Source organism: Bacillus sp. LQ16, from assembly GCF_057784645.1.
Genome location: NZ_CM173491.1, coordinates 32501 through 52109 on the forward strand (window position 1 = coordinate 32501; position 19609 = coordinate 52109).

22 protein-coding genes and 2 rRNA genes (1 of these 24 only partly in view) are annotated in these 19609 nt (G+C 36.6%); 23 read left to right on the plus strand and 1 reads right to left on the minus strand.

The genetic code is table 11. The features are described 5' to 3' along the window. The 11 genes from AC3EMB_RS00165 to rsmI form a co-directional block, all read left to right on the plus strand. Nucleotides 1–1098, plus strand: a 23S ribosomal RNA gene (locus AC3EMB_RS00165); it begins 1824 nt to the left of the window's first position. Nucleotides 1099–1147: 49 nt separating this feature from the next. Further along, nucleotides 1148–1263: ribosomal RNA gene (gene rrf / locus AC3EMB_RS00170) — 5S ribosomal RNA — on the plus strand. Nucleotides 1264–1452: 189 nt separating this feature from the next. Next, complete coding sequence (locus AC3EMB_RS00175; RefSeq protein ID WP_000776279.1) at nucleotides 1453–1632, plus strand: sigma factor G inhibitor Gin; 180 nt, start codon at nucleotides 1453–1455, stop codon at nucleotides 1630–1632. Nucleotides 1633–1703: 71 nt separating this feature from the next. After that, nucleotides 1704–3125 (plus strand): aminotransferase class I/II-fold pyridoxal phosphate-dependent enzyme, encoded by a 1422-nt coding sequence (locus AC3EMB_RS00180; RefSeq protein ID WP_488517394.1) that lies wholly within the window; start codon nucleotides 1704–1706, stop codon nucleotides 3123–3125. A gap of 1 nt (nucleotide 3126) precedes the next feature. Further along, a complete protein-coding gene (tmk, locus tag AC3EMB_RS00185; protein WP_000677220.1) occupies nucleotides 3127–3753 on the plus strand; it encodes a dTMP kinase in 627 nt (208 codons plus the stop codon). A gap of 35 nt (nucleotides 3754–3788) precedes the next feature. After that, nucleotides 3789–4772 carry a DNA polymerase III subunit delta' gene (holB, locus tag AC3EMB_RS00190; RefSeq protein WP_000978578.1) on the plus strand — a complete coding sequence of 328 codons (984 nt, stop codon included), beginning with the start codon at nucleotides 3789–3791 and terminating at the stop codon, nucleotides 4770–4772. A 5-nt stretch (nucleotides 4773–4777) separates the two neighbouring features. After that, nucleotides 4778–5605 carry a PSP1 domain-containing protein gene (locus AC3EMB_RS00195; protein ID WP_000272429.1) on the plus strand — a complete coding sequence of 276 codons (828 nt, stop codon included), beginning with the start codon at nucleotides 4778–4780 and terminating at the stop codon, nucleotides 5603–5605. Between the two features lie 14 nt (nucleotides 5606–5619). Beyond that, a complete protein-coding gene (gene yabA, locus AC3EMB_RS00200; protein WP_000412063.1) occupies nucleotides 5620–5970 on the plus strand; it encodes a DNA replication initiation control protein YabA in 351 nt (116 codons plus the stop codon). Nucleotides 5971–6052: 82 nt separating this feature from the next. After that, entirely contained in the window at nucleotides 6053–6793 is a 741-nt protein-coding gene (locus tag AC3EMB_RS00205; RefSeq protein WP_001055355.1) for a tRNA1(Val) (adenine(37)-N6)-methyltransferase, read from the plus strand. Beyond that, nucleotides 6780–7070 carry a GIY-YIG nuclease family protein gene (locus AC3EMB_RS00210; RefSeq protein WP_000414350.1) on the plus strand — a complete coding sequence of 97 codons (291 nt, stop codon included), beginning with the start codon at nucleotides 6780–6782 and terminating at the stop codon, nucleotides 7068–7070. The genes AC3EMB_RS00205 and AC3EMB_RS00210 overlap by 14 nt, the downstream gene beginning before the upstream one ends. Next, complete coding sequence (rsmI, locus tag AC3EMB_RS00215; protein ID WP_000267824.1) at nucleotides 7039–7914, plus strand: 16S rRNA (cytidine(1402)-2'-O)-methyltransferase; 876 nt, start codon at nucleotides 7039–7041, stop codon at nucleotides 7912–7914. Before AC3EMB_RS00210 ends, rsmI begins: the two co-directional genes overlap by 32 nt. 20 nt (nucleotides 7915–7934) lie before the next feature. Here rsmI and abrB read toward each other — a convergent pair whose 3' ends face one another. Then, on the minus strand, nucleotides 7935–8219 hold the full coding sequence (abrB, locus tag AC3EMB_RS00220) for a transition state genes transcriptional regulator AbrB (protein ID WP_000843036.1): 285 nt from the start codon (nucleotides 8217–8219) through the stop codon (nucleotides 7935–7937). A gap of 487 nt (nucleotides 8220–8706) precedes the next feature. Here abrB and metG point away from each other — a divergent pair, with 487 nt between their 5' ends. The 12 genes from metG to glmU all read left to right on the plus strand — a co-directional run bounded on the left by metG (nucleotide 8707) and on the right by glmU (nucleotide 19603). After that, nucleotides 8707–10689, plus strand: a complete 1983-nt coding sequence (gene metG / locus AC3EMB_RS00225) for a methionine--tRNA ligase (protein WP_000134131.1) — start codon at nucleotides 8707–8709, stop codon at nucleotides 10687–10689. A 166-nt stretch (nucleotides 10690–10855) separates the two neighbouring features. Beyond that, nucleotides 10856–11623 (plus strand): TatD family hydrolase, encoded by a 768-nt coding sequence (locus AC3EMB_RS00230; RefSeq protein ID WP_488517395.1) that lies wholly within the window; start codon nucleotides 10856–10858, stop codon nucleotides 11621–11623. Nucleotides 11624–11837: 214 nt separating this feature from the next. Next, the gene (gene rnmV / locus AC3EMB_RS00235) at nucleotides 11838–12395 is read left to right on the plus strand and encodes a ribonuclease M5 (RefSeq protein ID WP_000692837.1); all 558 of its coding nucleotides are present in this window, start codon (nucleotides 11838–11840) and stop codon (nucleotides 12393–12395) included. Beyond that, nucleotides 12392–13270, plus strand: coding sequence for a 16S rRNA (adenine(1518)-N(6)/adenine(1519)-N(6))-dimethyltransferase RsmA (gene rsmA, locus AC3EMB_RS00240; protein WP_000651548.1), 879 nt, complete (start codon nucleotides 12392–12394; stop codon nucleotides 13268–13270). Before rnmV ends, rsmA begins: the two co-directional genes overlap by 4 nt. A gap of 110 nt (nucleotides 13271–13380) precedes the next feature. Next, on the plus strand, nucleotides 13381–14244 hold the full coding sequence (gene yabG, locus AC3EMB_RS00245) for a sporulation peptidase YabG (RefSeq protein WP_001173734.1): 864 nt from the start codon (nucleotides 13381–13383) through the stop codon (nucleotides 14242–14244). 226 nt (nucleotides 14245–14470) lie between these two features. Continuing rightward, nucleotides 14471–14731 carry a biofilm formation stimulator Veg gene (gene veg, locus AC3EMB_RS00250; RefSeq protein ID WP_000044349.1) on the plus strand — a complete coding sequence of 87 codons (261 nt, stop codon included), beginning with the start codon at nucleotides 14471–14473 and terminating at the stop codon, nucleotides 14729–14731. Nucleotides 14732–14822: 91 nt separating this feature from the next. Then, on the plus strand, nucleotides 14823–15002 hold the full coding sequence (gene sspF, locus AC3EMB_RS00255; protein WP_002094215.1) for an acid-soluble spore protein SspF: 180 nt from the start codon (nucleotides 14823–14825) through the stop codon (nucleotides 15000–15002). A gap of 196 nt (nucleotides 15003–15198) precedes the next feature. After that, nucleotides 15199–16068, plus strand: a complete 870-nt coding sequence (ispE, locus tag AC3EMB_RS00260; RefSeq protein ID WP_000772104.1) for a 4-(cytidine 5'-diphospho)-2-C-methyl-D-erythritol kinase — start codon at nucleotides 15199–15201, stop codon at nucleotides 16066–16068. 54 nt (nucleotides 16069–16122) lie between these two features. Continuing rightward, nucleotides 16123–16971, plus strand: a complete 849-nt coding sequence (purR, locus tag AC3EMB_RS00265) for a pur operon repressor (protein ID WP_000702467.1) — start codon at nucleotides 16123–16125, stop codon at nucleotides 16969–16971. A gap of 120 nt (nucleotides 16972–17091) precedes the next feature. After that, the gene (locus AC3EMB_RS00270; protein ID WP_000869823.1) at nucleotides 17092–17466 is read left to right on the plus strand and encodes a RidA family protein; all 375 of its coding nucleotides are present in this window, start codon (nucleotides 17092–17094) and stop codon (nucleotides 17464–17466) included. A gap of 152 nt (nucleotides 17467–17618) precedes the next feature. Further along, nucleotides 17619–17912, plus strand: coding sequence for a septation regulator SpoVG (gene spoVG / locus AC3EMB_RS00275; protein WP_000454041.1), 294 nt, complete (start codon nucleotides 17619–17621; stop codon nucleotides 17910–17912). 311 nt (nucleotides 17913–18223) lie between these two features. Further along, the gene (gene glmU / locus AC3EMB_RS00280) at nucleotides 18224–19603 is read left to right on the plus strand and encodes a bifunctional UDP-N-acetylglucosamine diphosphorylase/glucosamine-1-phosphate N-acetyltransferase GlmU (protein WP_053563253.1); all 1380 of its coding nucleotides are present in this window, start codon (nucleotides 18224–18226) and stop codon (nucleotides 19601–19603) included. Nucleotides 19604–19609 lie beyond the last annotated feature (6 nt).

Consider the following 19609-nt stretch of genomic DNA (forward strand, 5'->3'; position numbering starts at 1 on the left):
AAGCCGTAAGGCGAAGTATAGGGGGTGACACCTGCCCGGTGCTGGAAGGTTAAGGAGAGGGGTTAGCGTAAGCGAAGCTCTGAACTGAAGCCCCAGTAAACGGCGGCCGTAACTATAACGGTCCTAAGGTAGCGAAATTCCTTGTCGGGTAAGTTCCGACCCGCACGAAAGGTGTAACGATTTGGGCACTGTCTCAACCAGAGACTCGGTGAAATTATAGTACCTGTGAAGATGCAGGTTACCCGCGACAGGACGGAAAGACCCCGTGGAGCTTTACTGTAGCCTGATATTGAATTTTGGTACAGTTTGTACAGGATAGGCGGGAGCCATTGAAACCGGAGCGCTAGCTTCGGTGGAGGCGCTGGTGGGATACCGCCCTGACTGTATTGAAATTCTAACCTACGGGTCTTATCGACCCGGGAGACAGTGTCAGGTGGGCAGTTTGACTGGGGCGGTCGCCTCCTAAAGTGTAACGGAGGCGCCCAAAGGTTCCCTCAGAATGGTTGGAAATCATTCGTAGAGTGCAAAGGCATAAGGGAGCTTGACTGCGAGACCTACAAGTCGAGCAGGGACGAAAGTCGGGCTTAGTGATCCGGTGGTTCCGCATGGAAGGGCCATCGCTCAACGGATAAAAGCTACCCCGGGGATAACAGGCTTATCTCCCCCAAGAGTCCACATCGACGGGGAGGTTTGGCACCTCGATGTCGGCTCATCGCATCCTGGGGCTGTAGTCGGTCCCAAGGGTTGGGCTGTTCGCCCATTAAAGCGGTACGCGAGCTGGGTTCAGAACGTCGTGAGACAGTTCGGTCCCTATCCGTCGTGGGCGTAGGAAATTTGAGAGGAGCTGTCCTTAGTACGAGAGGACCGGGATGGACGCACCGCTGGTGTACCAGTTGTTCTGCCAAGGGCATAGCTGGGTAGCTATGTGCGGAAGGGATAAGTGCTGAAAGCATCTAAGCATGAAGCCCCCCTCAAGATGAGATTTCCCATAGCGTAAGCTAGTAAGATCCCTGAAAGATGATCAGGTTGATAGGTTCGAGGTGGAAGCATGGTGACATGTGGAGCTGACGAATACTAATAGATCGAGGACTTAACCATATAATATGTAGCAAATGTTATCTAGTTTTGAAGGAATATGCCTTCATAGTTTGGTGATGATGGCAGAGAGGTCACACCCGTTCCCATACCGAACACGGAAGTTAAGCTCTCTAGCGCCGATGGTAGTTGGGACCTTGTCCCTGTGAGAGTAGGACGTCGCCAAGCAACTAAAAACACAAGTCTTTTGACTTGTGTTTTTTTGTATTGTTAAAAAGAATGGGAAAGAAGTAATGGTAATACAAACACGTTGCCCAAGAGTTAATCATATTATATAAGAGATGGGTGTATATTTTTCTGGAAATTGTTAAGGATTAGAAGTATAAAATAGGTTCACTTAAATAGGGAGGGAAGGTTATGAAATTACAAAGTGAAGTTTGTATTGTTTGTGAGACAAAAAGAAAAGAAGGTATATATGTTTATAATAATTTAATATGTTATGAATGTGAAAAGGATATGGTGAATACAGAGACAGATGATCCGAAATATATACATTATTTAAAGCAACTTCGAAAATTAGAAGTATCATATTTTTAAATAGGCATATGCCTATTATTTTTTTTGTTCTGTATAATAGATGGAGAATGAATAATAAGGAAGAGATGTAGATGAATCAAAATCATATGCCTTTATATGAGGCGTTAATCGAGTTTAAAGAAAGAGGGCCGTTATCCTTTCATGTCCCAGGTCATAAGAATGGTTTAAACTTCCCTCAGAAGGCAATAAGAGAGTTTAAAGATATTCTATCTATTGATGTAACTGAGTTAGCAGGACTAGATGATTTGCATAGTCCGTTTGAATGTATAGATGAGGCACAACAATTATTGGCTGAATTGTATGATACAAAGAGAAGTTATTTTTTAATTAATGGTTCAACAGTCGGGAACTTAGCGATGATTTTGTCTTGTTGTGGGGAACATGATATTGTTCTTGTACAAAGAAATTGTCATAAATCAATTATTAATGGTTTAAAACTAGCGGGAGCAAATCCCATTTTTTTAGATCCATGGATTGATGAAACTTATAACGTACCAGTGGGAGTTCGTAATGAAATTATTAAGAAAGCAATTGGAAAATATCCAAATGCGAAAGCACTCATTCTAACGCATCCTAATTATTATGGTATGGGCATGGATTTAGAGGCAAGCATCGCTTTTGCACATGCACATGAAATCCCTGTTTTGATAGATGAGGCACATGGGGCACATCTTTGTTTAGGAGAACCATTCCCGAAATCAGCGTTAACATATGGTGCAGATATTGTAGTGCATTCTGCACATAAGACATTACCCGCAATGACAATGGGTTCCTATTTACATATAAATAGTTACTTAGTAGACGAAGAGAAGGTTACTACTTATTTAAGTATGCTACAATCTAGTAGTCCATCGTATCCAATTATGGCTTCCTTGGATATAGCACGCTTTACAATGGCGCGTATAAAAGAAGAAGGTCATGGTGAAATTGTTGAGTTTTTACGGAGATTTAAGGAACGGTTACGTTCTATTCCCCAAATCGCCATTTTAGAATATCCGTTGCAAGACGAGTTAAAGGTTACCGTACAAACTCGTTGTCAGTTATCAGGGTACGAATTACAGTCCGTATTTGAAAAGGTCGGTATATATACAGAGATGGCTGATCCGTACAATGTCCTATTTATTTTACCCCTGCAAGCAAATGAGGGGTATATGAAGGTTATAGAGATGATCCGAGTAGCATTGCAACATTATGACGTGAAAGACAAGAGGGAATCTATTCGTTATACTTATAAAGGTGAATTCTCTCCGTTGCCGTATACGTATAAACAACTAGAAAGATATGGAACAAGGATAGTATCTATAGAAGAGGCTGTTGGAATGATAGCGGCGGAAATGGTGATTCCGTATCCACCTGGGATTCCATTGGTTATGTATGGAGAGAGAATTACTTCAGAGCATAAAGAGCAAATTATGTATTTAGAGAGAGCAGGAGCTCGTTTTCAAGGTAATACGAAATATATGAAAGTGTATGATATAGAAAGTAGGTTTTAGGATGAAGGGATTATTTGTAACAATTGAAGGCCCAGAAGGTTCAGGTAAAACAACGTTAATTAAAAGCTTATTGCCATATTTTGAACAAAAAGCACAAAAGGTAATGGCGACAAGGGAACCAGGTGGTATTGCAATTTCTGAGGACATTAGGACGATTTTACATAAACAAGAATATACGATGATGGAAGCACGTACAGAAGCGCTTCTTTATGCTGCTGCGCGCAGACAACATTTAGTAGAAAAAGTTATGCCAGCACTTAATGAGAACTATCTCGTGTTATGTGATCGTTTTATAGATAGTTCTTTAGCATATCAAGGCTATGCAAGAGGATTGGGTATGGATAAGGTATTTGAAATAAATCGTTTCGCAACAGAGGACTGTATGCCTAGTTTAACAATTTATCTAGACATTGAGCCTGAGGTTGGCTTGGCTCGGATTGAAAAAGATGCAGGACGTGAAGTAAATCGACTAGATATGGAAGATATCTCTTTCCATAAACGTGTGCGCGAAGGGTATTTACAAGTTGTAGAACGTTTCTCGGAGCGTATTGTATTGGTAAATGCTGATCAGCCGATGGAAAAACTTATAGAAGAAGTTGTTCAGATTATAGAAGATAAATTGTTATAATAGAAGGAAAGAATGAAATAAGTGAGGTATGCATTATGATGAAGACGTGGGAGCAGCTTTCTGCTATACAACCCATCGGTGTAAAAATGTTGATGAATAGCATTGCAAAAGAGCGTATATCCCACGCTTACTTGTTAGAGGGAGGGAAAGGTACGGGAAAGTTTGCGACAGCAATTCAAATGGCAAAGAGTTTCCTCTGTTCTCAGCGGAATGGAGTAGAGCCCTGTCATGTATGCACAAATTGTAAGCGAATTGATTCAGGTAACCACCCTAACTTACATATTGTAAAACCAGACGGATTATCTATTAAGAAGCAGCAAATTCATGATTTACAAGAAGAGTTTTCAAAAACAGGATTAGAGGCAAATAAAAAATTATATATTATTGAGCACGCAGATCGTATGACGGCAAATGCGGCAAATACACTTTTGAAATTTTTAGAAGAACCAAGTAGTGATACAACCGCTATTTTACTTACTGAACAAAGTCATCAAATTTTAAATACGATTTTATCTCGTTGCCAAGTTGTTACGTTTAGACCGTTACCTACAGAATCTTTAATTAGAAGATTACAGGAAGAAGGTATTACAGCATCTTTATCGACACTTGCTGCTCAACTCACAAATAGTTTTGATGAAGCTTTAGCTTTATGTAGTGATGAATGGTTTGCACAAGCACGAGCTTTAGTGATAAAATTATGTGAAGCGCTCGAAAAAGATAAAACCTCTATTTTTTTTGTACAAGAAAAATGGGGAAAACACTTTGGAGAGAAAGAACAATTACAGCAAGGGTTAGATATGTTACTCCTTATTTATAAGGATTTACTATATGTTCAACTTGGAGAAGAAGATCGTCTTGTTTTTCATGAGCAGAAAGAGATGTTTGAATCGTTTTCCTATGCTCAGAAGCGCATTGTATCAGCTCTCTTTAATATATTAGAGGCAAAAAATAGAATCAACGCTAATGTAAATGCGCAGCTTGTGTTCGAACAGTTAGTGTTGCGGTTGCAGGAGGGATGACCGTTTTGTATGATGTAGTAGGTGTTCGCTTTAAGAAGGCCGGAAAGGTATATTACTTTGATCCAAATCAGTTCGATATCTCTGAAAATGAGTTTGTTATTGTAGAAACGGTAAGAGGTATTGAATACGGAAAAGTAGTTATTACCAAAAAGCAAGTTGATGAAAACGACGTTGTATTACCGCTAAAAAAGGTTATTCGTATTGCAAATGAAAATGATCGTACCATTGTTGAAGAGAACAAACATGCTGCAAAAGAAGCATATCAAGTCTGTCAGCAAAAGGTAGTAGAGCATAATCTTGATATGAAACTTGTAGATGTAGAGTATACATTCGATCGTAATAAGATTATTTTCTATTTTACTGCGGATGGTCGGATTGATTTCCGCGAACTAGTGAAGGACTTAGCGGCAATTTTTAGAACAAGAATTGAACTAAGACAAATTGGTGTTCGTGATGAAGCGAAGATGCTAGGTGGTATTGGTCCATGTGGTCGTATGCTTTGTTGTTCTACTTTTTTAGGAGATTTTGAACCTGTATCCATTAAAATGGCAAAGGATCAAAATTTATCATTAAATCCTGCAAAAATCTCTGGTTTATGTGGTCGCTTAATGTGTTGCTTAAAATATGAGAATGATGAATATGAGGCAGCAAAGGAACAACTTCCTGATTTAGATCAACGTATACAAACCCCGCATGGTACTGGCCGTGTGATCGGATTAAATATTTTAGAAAGATTAATTCAAGTGGAACTAGTAGACAAGGAACGGATAGTAGAATATACGTTAGATGAGTTAGTGAATAAAGGGGTCGTTTCGAGTCAAACCACAGATTAATGAGGTGGGTGCTTGTGGAGAAAAAAGATATTTTTGAATCGGTTTCTAGTATGGAAGAGCAAATTGGACATTTATACAAACAGTTGGGAGAGTTAAAACAGCATCTTGCAGAGTTGTTGGAAGAAAACCAGCATATAAAAATGGAAAATAACAATTTGCGACACCGTTTTGAAGAAGTGCAGAATAAAGAAAAACAAAAAACTCAAAAGCGTAAAGAAGTGAAGCCGAAAACAGATATTGGTGAAGGCTATGACAATTTAGCGAGACTGTATCAAGAAGGTTTTCATATTTGCAATCTACATTATGGAAGTGTACGTAAAGAGGGAGATTGTTTGTTCTGTCTGTCATTCTTAAATAAAAAGTGAAATTACCTTTCCAATTATAATTGGAAAGGTAATTTTTTATACATGAAATAGGGTAGGTTAAGGGTAAGAAAAGGAGCAGTATATGAATTTATATGAAGATGAACGTTTAGATTACTTATTAGCGCAAGACATGAAGATTATACAAAGCCCATCAGTATTTAATTTTTCTTTAGATGCTGTTTTACTGGCAGATTTTGCATGGGTACCAATTCAAAAGGGGAATTTACTTGATTTGTGTACAGGTAACGCAGTTGTCCCCCTTCTATTAAGTACAAGAACAAAAGGAAAGATTACTGGTGTGGAAATTCAAGAACGCTTATATGATATGGGAGTAAGAAGTGTTCAATATAATGGGCTGGAAGAAAGAATTCACCTCATACATGGAGATTTGAAAGATATGCCAGAGAAACTCGGACGTCATCAATATGATGTTGTTACATGTAATCCACCATATTTTCAAACACCTCAAACTTCAGAGAAAAATATGAATGAACATTTAGCGATAGCTCGTCATGAAATTATGTGTACATTAGAAGATGTTGTATCTGCAAGTAGTCAGTTAGTAAAACAAGGTGGGAAAGTGGCGTTTGTACATCGTCCAGGGCGATTACTCGACATTGTCACATTAATGCGTAAATATAAAATTGAACCAAAGCGTGTGCGATTTGTTTATCCTAAGGTTGGAAAAGAAGCAAATACATTGTTAATTGAAGGAATTAAGGATGGAAATGCAGATTTAAAAATTTTACCACCTCTCGTTGTATATGAGAACAATAACGAATATACAAAGGAGATACGTTCAATTTTATATGGAGAAGAATAAGCATTTTTTTTATGTGGTAGAGTGCTCTGATGGAAGTTATTATGCTGGATATACAAACCATATAGAAAAACGAATACAGACTCATAATAGCGGCAAAGGAGCTAAGTATACACGCGTCAGGCTTCCTGTCGTTTTAAAATATGTAGAGACCCATGATGATAAGCGTACAGCTATGCAAGCGGAGTATTACTTTAAGCAATTAACGAGAAAACAAAAAGAGGCATATATGCAAAAAGGAGAACGCTATGTGGCAACAAAAAAGCTTTCAACAAAATGAAAAGGGAGTTTTATATTTAGTACCAACTCCTATTGGAAATTTAGAAGATATGACATTTCGTGCAATCCGAATTTTAAAAGAAGTTGATTTAATTGCTGCTGAAGATACGAGACAAACGAAAAAACTTTGTAATTATTTTGAAATTGAAACACCTGTCACGAGTTATCATGAGCATAATAAAGAAGTAAGTGGAAAGAGAATATTAGAGAAGTTAGAGGATGGAAAGAATGTAGCACTTGTTAGTGACGCTGGTATGCCGTGTATTTCTGATCCGGGTTACGATATTGTTGTTGAGGCAGTAGCTGAGCAATATCATGTAATTCCGCTTCCTGGAGCAAATGCAGCCCTTACAGCATTAATTGCATCCGGTCTTGAAACAAAGCAGTTTTATTTCTATGGTTTCTTGCAGAGAAACAAAAAGGAACGGAAGATGGAGTTAGAAAAGCTTCGTTATGTACAAACTACAATGATGTTTTATGAAGCGCCTCATCGTTTAGATGATACTTTAATTTCGATGCAGGAAGTGTTGGGAAATAGAGAGATTGTATTGTGTCGAGAGTTAACGAAAAAATTTGAGGAATTTATTCGAGGGACAATTCAAGAAGCAATTGAGTGGACGAAGCAAAATGAAGTACGTGGTGAGTTTTGTATTTTAGTAGCTGGTTCAACAGAAGAACCTGCTCCAGAAGAACAATGGTGGGAATCTCTTTCAGTATATGATCATATTGAACACTATATAAATGAAAAAGGTATGAATTCAAAAGAAGCGATTAAAACAGTCGCTAAAGATCGAGATTTGTCGAAAAGAGATGTATATCAAATCTATCATGTCGATAAAAAATAAGCTTCTCATAATTGAGAAGCTTATTTTGCTGTTTCGATATAATCTTGAAGTTCGTTTAAGATTTGCTCAGCGCCTTCTTTGCTTAAGATGATTTTACCTTCAGCTAAAGAAAGGTTACCGTCAGATACTTCACCAGTTACTTGGCAAGTCATGTTTGGTTTATATTTCTTTAAGATGATTTTTTCGTCATCAACATAGATTTCAAGAGCGTCCTTTTCTGCAATACCTAAAGTACGGCGTAATTCGATTGGAATTACTACACGACCTAATTCATCAACTTTACGAACAATACCAGTAGATTTCATAATTTTTTTCCTCCTAAATAAATAGTTTATAAGTTTCGAGTCTATTTTTAGATTCGTCATTTTTCGACAAAATACCCTATGGACATATGATACCAATCATTTACATTTCCGTCAATTCTTAAATTCTATATTTTTTAAAAAGATTTATAGATTTCTTATTTCTTATATATAATAGATTGAGAGGAAATTCCACAATTATTTACAATATTTTCAGAAAAAAATAACAAATTTCAAGTGGAGATTGTATATTTTTTTGAAATATGAGCAATAGATGATAAAGATATCGAGCATTAAGACCCAGAATTCAAAATTAGGTTGGCTTAAAGAAGATAAGTGAGATTCGGGCTGCTCGTAAAAGCCCGATTGATGTGGGCTAATAATCAGTGGGGATGAAGAAAAACCCCACTGATTAAAGTTTCACTTTATATATGAGTTTTTGATATACTGTTTATAAATACATATGAGGTTATTCGGGAGGTCCAAAACAATGACAGAGGAAAATAAGTCCTTTTATATTACTACCCCAATTTATTATCCAAGTGGAAAATTACACATTGGACATGCTTATACGACAGTAGCAGGAGATGCGATGGCACGATATAAGCGTATGCAAGGATATAATGTGCATTATTTAACAGGAACTGATGAGCATGGACAGAAGATCCAAAAGAAAGCAGAAGAGTTAAATATTACGCCACAGGCATATGTTGATAATATTGTTGCAGGAATTAAAGAGCTTTGGGAGAAGATGGATATTTCTTATGATGATTTTATTCGTACAACTGAAGATCGTCATAAAGATGTTGTCGAAAAAATCTTTAAGCAATTAGTAGATCAAGGTGACATTTATCTTGATGAATATGAAGGTTGGTATTCTGTACAAGATGAGACGTTCTATACAGAGCATCAATTAGTAGATCCAATTATGGAAGGTGACAAAGTAGTTGGAGGGAAAAGCCCAGATAGTGGTCATGATGTAGAACTTGTTCGTGAAGAATCTTATTTCTTTAGAATGGGTAAATATGTCGACAGACTATTAAAGTTCTATGAAGATAATCCACATTTCATTCAGCCGGAGTCTCGTAAAAATGAAATGATTAATAATTTTATTAAACCAGGATTAGAAGATTTAGCAGTTTCTCGTACTTCATTTGACTGGGGAGTTCGTGTTCCTGGTAACCCAAAACACGTTATTTACGTATGGGTTGACGCATTATCTAACTATATTACGGCGTTAGGTTATGGAACAGCAAATGAAGAGAAATATAAAAAATTCTGGCCTGCAGATGTGCATTTAGTTGGGAAAGAAATCGTTCGTTTCCATACAATTTATTGGCCGATAATTTTAATGGCATTAGATTTACCTCTTCCAAAGAAAGTCTTTGCTCATGGCTGGATTTTAATGAAGGATGGAAAGATGAGTAAGTCAAAAGGAAACGTAGTAGATCCAGTTACATTAATCGATCGTTATGGATTGGATGCATTACGTTATTACTTACTTCGTGAAGTTCCATTTGGATCTGATGGCGTATTTACACCAGAAGGATTTGTGGAGCGTATTAATTTCGACTTAGCAAATGACTTAGGTAATTTATTAAATCGTACAGTAGCTATGATTGATAAGTACTTTAACGGAGAAATCCCTGCATTTAAAGCAAATGTAACAGAATTTGATGAAACGTTAGTAGCGTTTGCACAAGATACTTTGAAAAAAGTAGAAGAAGCAATGGAGAATATGGAGTTCTCTGTAGCGTTAGGATCTATTTGGCAATTGGTTAGTCGTACGAATAAATATATTGATGAAACACAACCATGGGTATTAGCAAAAGATGAGAATGATCGTGAAAAGTTAGCTTCCGTAATGGCTCATTTAGCAGAAGTACTTCGTCAAACAGGTATTATGCTTATGCCATTCTTAACAGTAGCACCAAGCAAGATGTTTGCTCAGCTTGGCCTTACTGATGAGGCTCATAAATCTTGGGAAAGTCTATCTACAATTGGCTGTATTCCAGCTGGAACAAAAGTAGAAAAAGGAAACCCGATTTTCCCTCGTTTAGAAATAGAAGTGGAAGTAGAGTACATTAAAGAACAAATGAAAAGCTCTGCCCCTAAAGTAGAAGAGAAAAAAGAAGAAGAGCCGAAGGCAGAAGAAATTACAATTGATGATTTCTTTAAAGTAGAATTACGCGTAGCTGAAGTACTATCTGCTGAACCTGTGAAAAAAGCAGACAAGTTGTTAAAAATTCAACTAGACTTAGGCACAGAAAAGCGTCAAGTTGTTTCTGGAATTGCAAAATTCTATTCGCCAGAAGACCTAAAAGGTAAAAAGGTTATTTGTGTAACAAACTTAAAACCTGTAAAATTACGCGGTGAATTATCGCAAGGTATGATTTTAGCGGGTGAAGAGAATGGCGTATTGTCATTAGCATCAATTGACCAAAATCTACCAAATGGTACAAAAATCAAGTAATTAAGACAAGAAAAGAGATGTTTCACGTGTAACATGTGTGAAGCGTCTTTTTTCTTTTTACATTCTCTATTTTTGCATTAAGATTGTAGTATTGTTATCGTTAAGTTATTAAAGAACTTATTTTTGTAGAATAAACTGGATTTCAATATAAAAGGAGTTATGTATTATGTTGTTTGATACACATTCGCATTTGAATGCAGAGCAATTTGAAGAAGATTTGCAAGAAGTTATTGCCCGAATGAAAGAAGCGGGAGTTACTTATACAGTTGTTGTTGGTTTTGATGAAGTAACGATAAAAAAGGCGATGGAATTAGCTGAAGCTTATGATTTTATTTACGCTGCGGTTGGATGGCATCCAGTTGATGCAATTGACATGACAGAAGAACATTTAGCTTGGTTAGAAGAACTTGCTTCTCATCCTAAAGTCGTTGCACTTGGAGAAATGGGTTTAGATTATCATTGGGATAAGTCTCCAAAAGAAATACAGAAAGATGTATTTCGTAAACAAATTGCATTAGCGAAAAAAGTGAAATTGCCGATTATTATACATAATCGCGATGCAACTCAAGATATTGTTGATATTCTAAAAGAAGAGAATGCAGCTGAAGTAGGAGGCATTATGCATTGTTTTAGCGGCAGCGTAGAAGTAGCAGAGCGATGTGTTGATATGAACTTTCTAATTTCGTTAGGCGGACCAGTTACATTTAAAAACGCTAAAAAGCCGAAAGAGGTTGCTACGGAGATTCCATTAGAGAAATTGTTAATAGAGACGGATTGTCCATATCTAACGCCGCATCCATTTCGAGGGAAACGAAATGAACCGAGTTATGTAAAACTCGTAGCAGAAGAAATTGCGAATTTAAAAGGTGTTTCTTATGAGGAAGTAGCAGAAATGACAACCAAAAATGCAAAAGCTTTATTTGGTGTTGAATAAAAAGAATGGGGAAACCTGTTCTTTTTTATTTTGAAAAAACACTAGTAGAAGTGATGAAGAAAATAAATGTGAATGATGAAGTGTTACAATAAGGACAGAGAACAAAGATTTTTCTATTCTATTTTTTAAAATATAAGAATGAGGAAAATAATAATGGAAAAGTCGTCATTTTTTTGTTTTACTAAGTAGAGACGAAACGAGTGTGGAGGCAAGTATGAAAATAAAAGAGATTATCGTTGTAGAAGGTAAAGATGATACAGTTGCGATTAAGCGTGCTGTTGATGCGGATACAATTGAAACGAACGGTTCAGCAATCGGTGATCATGTTATTGAGCAAGTTAAATTAGCGCAGCAAAAAAGGGGCGTTATTATTTTCACAGATCCAGATTATCCTGGAGAGCGTATTCGAAAAATTATTTCTGACAAGGTTCCCGGCTGTAAGCATGCCTTTTTACCGAAGGAAGAAGCGCTTGCTAAAAGGAAAAAGGGAGTTGGGATCGAACATGCTTCTAATGAGTCGATTCGCCGTGCTCTAGAGAATATACATGAAGAAATGGAAGCTTATACAAGTGAAATTAGTTGGAGTGATTTAGTCGATGCAGGCTTAGTGGGCGGAGAAATGGCAAAGAGCCGCAGAGAAAGAATGGGTAAGCTATTAAAGATTGGTTATACAAATGCAAAACAGTTACATAAACGATTACAGATGTTTCAAGTTTCAAAGGAATCATTTGGAGAAGCTTATAAGCAAGTAATACAGGAGGAAAAAAAATGAAGGATATCGCAACACCAAATCGTACAAAAGACATTGTTGAAAAGTATGGATTTTCATTCAAAAAAAGTTTAGGACAAAACTTTTTAATTGATACAAATGTATTAAATCGTATTGTCGATCATGCAGAAATTGGTTCAGAAAGTGGTGCAATTGAAATTGGACCAGGTATCGGTGCATTAACAGAGCAATTAGCGAAGCGTGCTAAAAAAGTAGTGGCTTTTGAAATTGATCAAAGACTATTACCAATTTTAGATGAGACGTTAGCACCATATGGTAACGTTACAGTTATTAATAAAGACGTACTAAAAGCGGATGTACATGAAGTATTTAATGAGCAATTTGAAGAAGGGCAAGATGTAATGGTAGTAGCTAATTTGCCATACTATATTACAACGCCAATTTTATTTAAATTGCTTGAAGAAAAGTTACCAGTTCGTGGATTTGTTGTTATGATGCAAAAAGAAGTTGGAGATCGTTTAGCTGCTAAACCTGGAACGAAAGAGTATGGTTCTTTATCGATTGCTATTCAGTATTATACAGAAGTTGAAACAGTTATGACTGTACCACGTACAGTGTTTGTACCACAGCCAAATGTTGATTCTGCAATTATTCGCCTTCTAAAGCGTCCGAAACCGGTTGTAGAGGTGACAGATGAAACATTCTTCTTTGAAGTAGTACGAGCAAGTTTCGCACAGCGCCGTAAAACTTTGATGAATAATTTATCAAATAATTTAAATGGTTTCCCGAAAGATAAGGAATTATTGGATCGAATTTTAACAGAAGTAGGAATTGATCCAAAGCGAAGAGGCGAAACGCTATCTATTGAAGAGTTTGCAACATTAAGTAATGCATTGGTTCTTCATAAATTATCATAAGAATATGAAAGGGACAGTTCAACTTGAACTGTCCCTTTTGTCACCTTTCTCCCTCTAAATTCATATTTTAAAAACAGGTAAGATGGCCTAATGAGTTTGGAGGTAGGAGAATGGCTTTACATGTTGGAGAATTAGTGGAACGATATTCTCATAAGAGGGATATTCTTTTTCGTATTATAGAAATAAAAGGCGAGATAGCTATATTGTTTGGAGAGGAAATTAGACTGGTGGCGGATGCGCCACTTGAAGATTTAATTAGTATAGATCAACGAGAACATAAAAAAAGGGTGAAGCGTGAGAAAGAAACAATGGAGCGCACGTATCGTTTGTTTCAACAAGATTATGTGTTAATGAAACAAAGGCATGAACATACTTCAACTGGTGGATACACAAGTGAGGTGAATTATTTTCAAATGCCGGGACGTGTATTGCATATAGATGGAGACCCTTTATATTTGCGCAAGTGCTTAGACTTATATAACAAAATTGGCGTTCCTGTACAAGGTATTCATTGTAAAGAAACGGAGATGCATGAAAAAGTAGTAGACTTAATAGATCACTTTCGCCCAGACATTCTCGTTATTACGGGGCATGATGCATATACAAAATCGAAAGGAGTGAAGGGAGATTTAGCGGCATATAGGCATTCAAGGCATTTTGTACAGGCTGTTCGAGAAGTGCGAAAAAAATATCCATCATTGGATCAACTTGTTATTTTTGCTGGGGCATGTCAATCGCACTTTGAGGCACTAATTCGTGCAGGCGCCAATTTCGCTAGTTCACCATCTAGAATTAATATTCATGCACTAGATCCTGTATATGTAGTTGGTAAAATTAGTTTTACTTCATTTATGGAGAGAGTCAATGTATGGGATGTCGTACGTAATACAATTACTGGTGAAAAGGGACTAGGTGGAATTGAAACGAGAGGGATTTTACGAACGGGATTACCTTTTCAACATTACGAAGAGTAAGCAGGGTACATATGTATCTTGCTTTTTTGTATGGAAGGATTTAAATGAATTTGGATAAAAAGAGACAAGAACGTACAGACTACGTAATGATACTTTTACAATATAGTATTTCTTCTATCTATTCAAACGCAAGATGATATTAGCTGTGAATCGCGGTTAATAATTAGGATAGATATATCGTGTTTTAAGTGTTCAATCTAAATTACAGCGAGGTGTAGCGAAGTATATGTCAAAACGTTTAGATGAAATTAAAAGCGAATTAGATCACCATCTTGGACAGCGACTTATGTTAAAAGCAAATAGTGGAAGAAGAAAAACTGTGGAGCAATCAGGTGTACTAGCAGAAACATACCGTTCTGTTTTTGTTGTACAATTGGATCAACAAGAAGATGCGTTGCAACGTGTATCTTATAGTTATGCAGATGTTTTAACAGAGACAGTAGAGTTAACATTTTATGGAGAACCTCATAATGAGGTCATTTTATAATCCGTATATCATTACATATATTCCCATAAATGAAAAGCTATATTATTTTGCATACTAACTATACCGTAGCAAAATAAGGAGGGACTCTGCATTGAGTAGACGAAGAGGTGTCATGTCAAACCAATTTAAAGAAGAGCTAGCAAAAGAGCTTGGCTTTTATGATGTTGTTCAGAAAGAAGGATGGGGCGGAATTCGTGCGAAAGATGCTGGTAACATGGTGAAACGTGCTATAGAAATTGCAGAACAGCAATTAATGAAACGAAACCAGTAGTTGTAAGATACTTTCTATGCTACGGTAGCCGAGGAGACATTCCTCGGCTTTTTGTACTCTAAAAGGTGCCATCATTTTACATAAGTAGTTTCATTCTGAATGCTTTTCGTTATAATTAGGGAAGTGTCATCGTCTTACTATAAATTTATGGTAAAATAAACGATAAAAGATTGAGTACATAGAGTGGGTGAATAGATTGAAGCTACTAGTGAAAGCACCAGCAAAGATTAATCTGTCGTTAGATGTACTGGGAAAAAGACAAGACGGATATCATGAAGTGAAAATGATTATGACAACCATTGATTTAGCAGATCGTCTAGAACTAACGGAATTAGCAGAAGACCGTATTGAAATTTTATCCCATAATCGGTATGTCCCAGACGACCAACGAAATTTAGCTTATCAGGCAGCGAAATTATTAAAAGAGAAGTTTAATGTAAAAAAAGGTGTATCTATTACTATTGAAAAAACGATTCCAGTAGCAGCTGGATTAGCAGGTGGAAGTAGTGATGCAGCAGCGACATTACGTGGTCTTAATAAATTATGGAATTTAGGGCTTACAATTGATGAGTTAGCAGAGCTTGGCGCAGAAATTGGATCAGATGTATCTTTCTGTGTATATGGCGGCACAGCAATTGCCACTGGAAGAGGAGAGAAAATTGAGCATATAAAGACTCCGCCTTCTTGTTGGGTTATTTTAGCGAAACCACATATAGGTGTATCTACTGCTGATGTGTATGGAAATTTAAAGTTAAATCGAGTTACACATCCAAATGTAGATAAAATGGTTGATGTCATAAATTCTGGAGATTATAAAGGGATTTGTGATACTGTTGGTAACGTTTTAGAAGATGTAACATTTGGAATGCATCCTGAAGTTGCACGTATTAAATCACAGATGAAGCGATTCGGAGCGGATGCTGTATTGATGAGTGGAAGTGGTCCAACTGTATTTGGACTTGTACACCATGATTCTCGAATGCATCGCATTTATAACGGATTAAAAGGATTTTGTGAACAGGTCTATGCGGTACGTTTATTAGGAGAGCGAGAAACGCTTGAATAAAGACGTATAATACGTTATGATTTGTTTAGAATATTCGTGATTTGAGGTGAGAGTATGAAAATTAGAAGAAGTACAAGATTAGTCGATATGACTTATTACTTGCTACAAAACCCTCGTCAGCTAGTATCTCTCACTTTTTTTGCTGAAAGGTATCAATCGGCTAAGTCTTCCATTAGTGAGGATTTAGTTATTATTAAGCAAACGTTTGAACAACAAGGGGTCGGCACATTGCAAACGATACCAGGAGCAGCAGGAGGAGTGAAATATATACCGTATATAAGTGAAGAAGAGGCAGATCTAATTATTGATGAGCTTTGTGGCTTATTTGAAAATCCAGATCGTATTTTGCCTGGCGGTTACTTATACATGACAGATTTATTAAGTAATCCTCGCCATATTAATGGCGCAGGTCGTTTGTTTGCTTCTGTTTTTGCTAGGCAATCAATTGATGCGGTTATGACAGTGGCAACGAAAGGGATTCCACTTGCTTATGCAGTGGCAAATTACTTAGATGTACCAGTTGTAATTGCAAGGAAAGATAATAAGGTAACAGAAGGTCCGACTGTTAGTATTAACTATGTGTCGGGTTCTTCTAAACGAATTCAAACAATGACGTTAGCAAAACGCAGCCTTCCAGAAGGATCGAATGTTTTAATTATTGATGACTTCATGAAAGCTGGCGGAACGATTCAAGGTATGATGAGTATGTTAGAAGAGTTCAAGGCTAATGTTGTTGGTATTGGTGTATTAGTAGAATCCACAGATATTGAAGAACGACTAATTAATAATTTTGTATCATTAATTCGTCTATCGGAAGTTGATGTGAAAGAAAAAACGATTCAAGTGGAAAAAGGGAATTATTCTCTTGCACCATTTGATGAAGGGCTTGTAGAGGCTGAATAAAAGGTAGAGCAGATAGCTCTATCTTTTTTTATTTTATTTATAGATTATAAAATAGATGGACAAACTGCCTTTCGTACACTATTTTTAAAGAGTAAAATAAATAATAAAAGGGTGAAAAGTATGAAAGTTGTTCAAACAAGCAAGGCACCACAAGCGATTGGACCTTACTCACAAGGGATTATTGTAAATAATATGTTTTATAGCTCAGGACAAATTCCATTAACGGAGAATGGGGAGCTTGTAACAGGAGATGTAACAGTACAAACAGAACAAGTATTTCAAAATTTACAAGCGGTATTAGAGGAAGCGGGTGCTTCATTTGATACAGTCGTAAAAACAACAGTATTTTTAAAGGACATGGATGATTTTAATGCTGTGAATGAAGTATATAGCTCTTATTTCTCTACTCATAAACCAGCTCGATCTTGTGTGCAAGTAGCAAAATTACCGAAAGATGTTTCCGTTGAAATTGAAGTAATCGCCCTAGTTAAGTAACCTTTTGTAAGCGATAACCTCCACTAATCTCTATATTCAACTACATTAAAAATTTTTATCTTAAAAATTTTTAAAAAATTAAAGGGAAAATAGAAAATTTGTGGAATTTATACAAATATATCGCTTATTTAGAAAAGGGTGGTGAACACAAGATGGAAGTGACTGACGTAAGATTACGCCGCGTAAACACAGAAGGCCGCATGAGAGCAATTGCCTCTATTACTTTGGACCATGAATTTGTTGTTCATGATATTCGTGTAATTGATGGTAATAATGGATTATTTGTAGCAATGCCAAGTAAACGTACTCCAGATGGAGAGTTCCGTGACATTGCACATCCCATTAATTCTGGTACACGCTCTAAAATTCAAGATGCGGTTTTAACAGAGTATCATCGTTTAGGCGAGTTAGAAGAGGTTGAGTTTGAAGAAGCAGGTGCTTCGTAAAATTCGAATGAAAAGGGCTTTGACGAAAAGCCTTATAATTTTGTAGCAAACTCCTGTAAGCATTTACAGGAGTTTGTTTTTTTTGCTTTATATTTGAAAATTTCATAATTCATTAACATAAAAAGAAGAAACTACTAATTTTTTCAAAATCATTTTAAATAGTATAGCTTATTTCTTAAAAAAGATACTAAAGAGTAAAACATCTTATAAGAATTATGGTAAAATTTAATAGTTAAAATGTGTTTCTTGAAATATATGATGATTTAGGATAATATCTTTAATGGATAAATAGGTTGCGATGGAGGGTCTATATGTCAAACAGATTTGCAGTGATTCTAGCTGCAGGTAAAGGCACACGTATGAAGTCTAAGCTATACAAAGTGCTGCATCCTGTATGTGGAAAACCTATGGTACAACACGTAGTCGATCAAGTATCTCAATTAGGATTGCAGAAACTTGTAACGGTTGTTGGGCATGGTGCTGAAATGGTACAAGAACAGCTAGGAAACGTAAGTGAGTTTGCATTACAAGCAGAACAACTTGGTACAGCACATGCTGTAGATCAAGCTGCAAGTGTACTTGCAAATGAAGAAGGAACAACTTTAGTTATTTGTGGGGATACGCCGCTAATAACTGCTGAAACGATGGAAGCATTACTTCAGCAACATAAAGAAGCAGGAGCAATGGCGACGGTGCTAACAGCGTACATAGAAGAACCTGCTGGATATGGCCGTATTGTTCGTAATGAGAATGGTCATGTTGAAAAGATTGTTGAGCATAAAGATGCAAATGAGAAAGAATTAGCTATTAAAGAAATCAATACAGGTACGTATTGTTTTGATAATAAGGCTTTATTTGCTTCACTTTCTAAAGTTTCAAATGATAACGTACAAGGTGAATATTACCTTCCAGATGTTATTGAGATTTTAAAAAATGAAGGTCATATCGTATCAGCTTATCAAACAGAGCAGTTCGATGAAACGTTAGGTGTTAACGACAGAGTCGCTCTATCGCAAGCGGAAATTATTATGAAAAACCGTATCAACCGAAAGAACATGGTAAATGGTGTCACAATTATTGATCCAAGTAACACTTATATTTCTGCTGATGCAATTATCGGTAGTGATACAGTTCTTCATCCAGGAACAATTATTGAGGGGAACACTGTAATTGGTTCTGATTGTGAAATTGGACCGCATACAGTAATTCGTGATAGTGAAATTGGAGATCGTACGACAATTCGTCAATCTACTGTACATGATAGTAAACTTGGTACAGAAGTATCGATTGGTCCATTTGCACACATTCGCCCAGATTCAGTTATTGGAGACGAAGTACGCGTTGGAAACTTCGTGGAAATCAAAAAAACTGTCTTTGGTAATAGAAGTAAAGCTTCACACTTGAGTTATATCGGGGATGCACAAGTTGGAGAAGACGTGAATCTTGGTTGTGGTTCAATTACGGTGAACTATGACGGTAAGAATAAATTCAAAACTGTGATTGGTAATGGGGTATTTATTGGATGTAATTCAAACCTTGTTGCTCCAGTAACAGTTGAAGATGGTGCTTATGTGGCAGCAGGCTCTACAATTACAGAGAATGTTCCATCAAAAGCATTATCGGTAGCACGTGCACGTCAAGTTAACAAAGAAGACTATGTTGATCAATTGCTGAATAAGAAAAAATCATAATGTGGA

Coding starts and splice junctions, on each gene's coding strand:
- AC3EMB_RS00175 (WP_000776279.1), top strand. CDS start 1,453: ATGAAATTACAAAGTGAAGTTTGTATTGTTTGTGAGACAAAAAGAAAA.
- AC3EMB_RS00180 (WP_488517394.1), top strand. CDS start 1,704: ATGAATCAAAATCATATGCCTTTATATGAGGCGTTAATCGAGTTTAAA.
- tmk (WP_000677220.1), top strand. CDS start 3,127: ATGAAGGGATTATTTGTAACAATTGAAGGCCCAGAAGGTTCAGGTAAA.
- holB (WP_000978578.1), top strand. CDS start 3,789: ATGATGAAGACGTGGGAGCAGCTTTCTGCTATACAACCCATCGGTGTA.
- AC3EMB_RS00205 (WP_001055355.1), top strand. CDS start 6,053: ATGAATTTATATGAAGATGAACGTTTAGATTACTTATTAGCGCAAGAC.
- AC3EMB_RS00210 (WP_000414350.1), top strand. CDS start 6,780: ATGGAGAAGAATAAGCATTTTTTTTATGTGGTAGAGTGCTCTGATGGA.
- rsmI (WP_000267824.1), top strand. CDS start 7,039: ATGTGGCAACAAAAAAGCTTTCAACAAAATGAAAAGGGAGTTTTATAT.
- abrB (WP_000843036.1), bottom strand. CDS start 8,219: ATGAAATCTACTGGTATTGTTCGTAAAGTTGATGAATTAGGTCGTGTA.
- metG (WP_000134131.1), top strand. CDS start 8,707: ATGACAGAGGAAAATAAGTCCTTTTATATTACTACCCCAATTTATTAT.
- AC3EMB_RS00230 (WP_488517395.1), top strand. CDS start 10,856: ATGTTGTTTGATACACATTCGCATTTGAATGCAGAGCAATTTGAAGAA.
- rnmV (WP_000692837.1), top strand. CDS start 11,838: ATGAAAATAAAAGAGATTATCGTTGTAGAAGGTAAAGATGATACAGTT.
- rsmA (WP_000651548.1), top strand. CDS start 12,392: ATGAAGGATATCGCAACACCAAATCGTACAAAAGACATTGTTGAAAAG.
- yabG (WP_001173734.1), top strand. CDS start 13,381: ATGGCTTTACATGTTGGAGAATTAGTGGAACGATATTCTCATAAGAGG.
- veg (WP_000044349.1), top strand. CDS start 14,471: ATGTCAAAACGTTTAGATGAAATTAAAAGCGAATTAGATCACCATCTT.
- purR (WP_000702467.1), top strand. CDS start 16,123: ATGAAAATTAGAAGAAGTACAAGATTAGTCGATATGACTTATTACTTG.
- AC3EMB_RS00270 (WP_000869823.1), top strand. CDS start 17,092: ATGAAAGTTGTTCAAACAAGCAAGGCACCACAAGCGATTGGACCTTAC.
- spoVG (WP_000454041.1), top strand. CDS start 17,619: ATGGAAGTGACTGACGTAAGATTACGCCGCGTAAACACAGAAGGCCGC.
- glmU (WP_053563253.1), top strand. CDS start 18,224: ATGTCAAACAGATTTGCAGTGATTCTAGCTGCAGGTAAAGGCACACGT.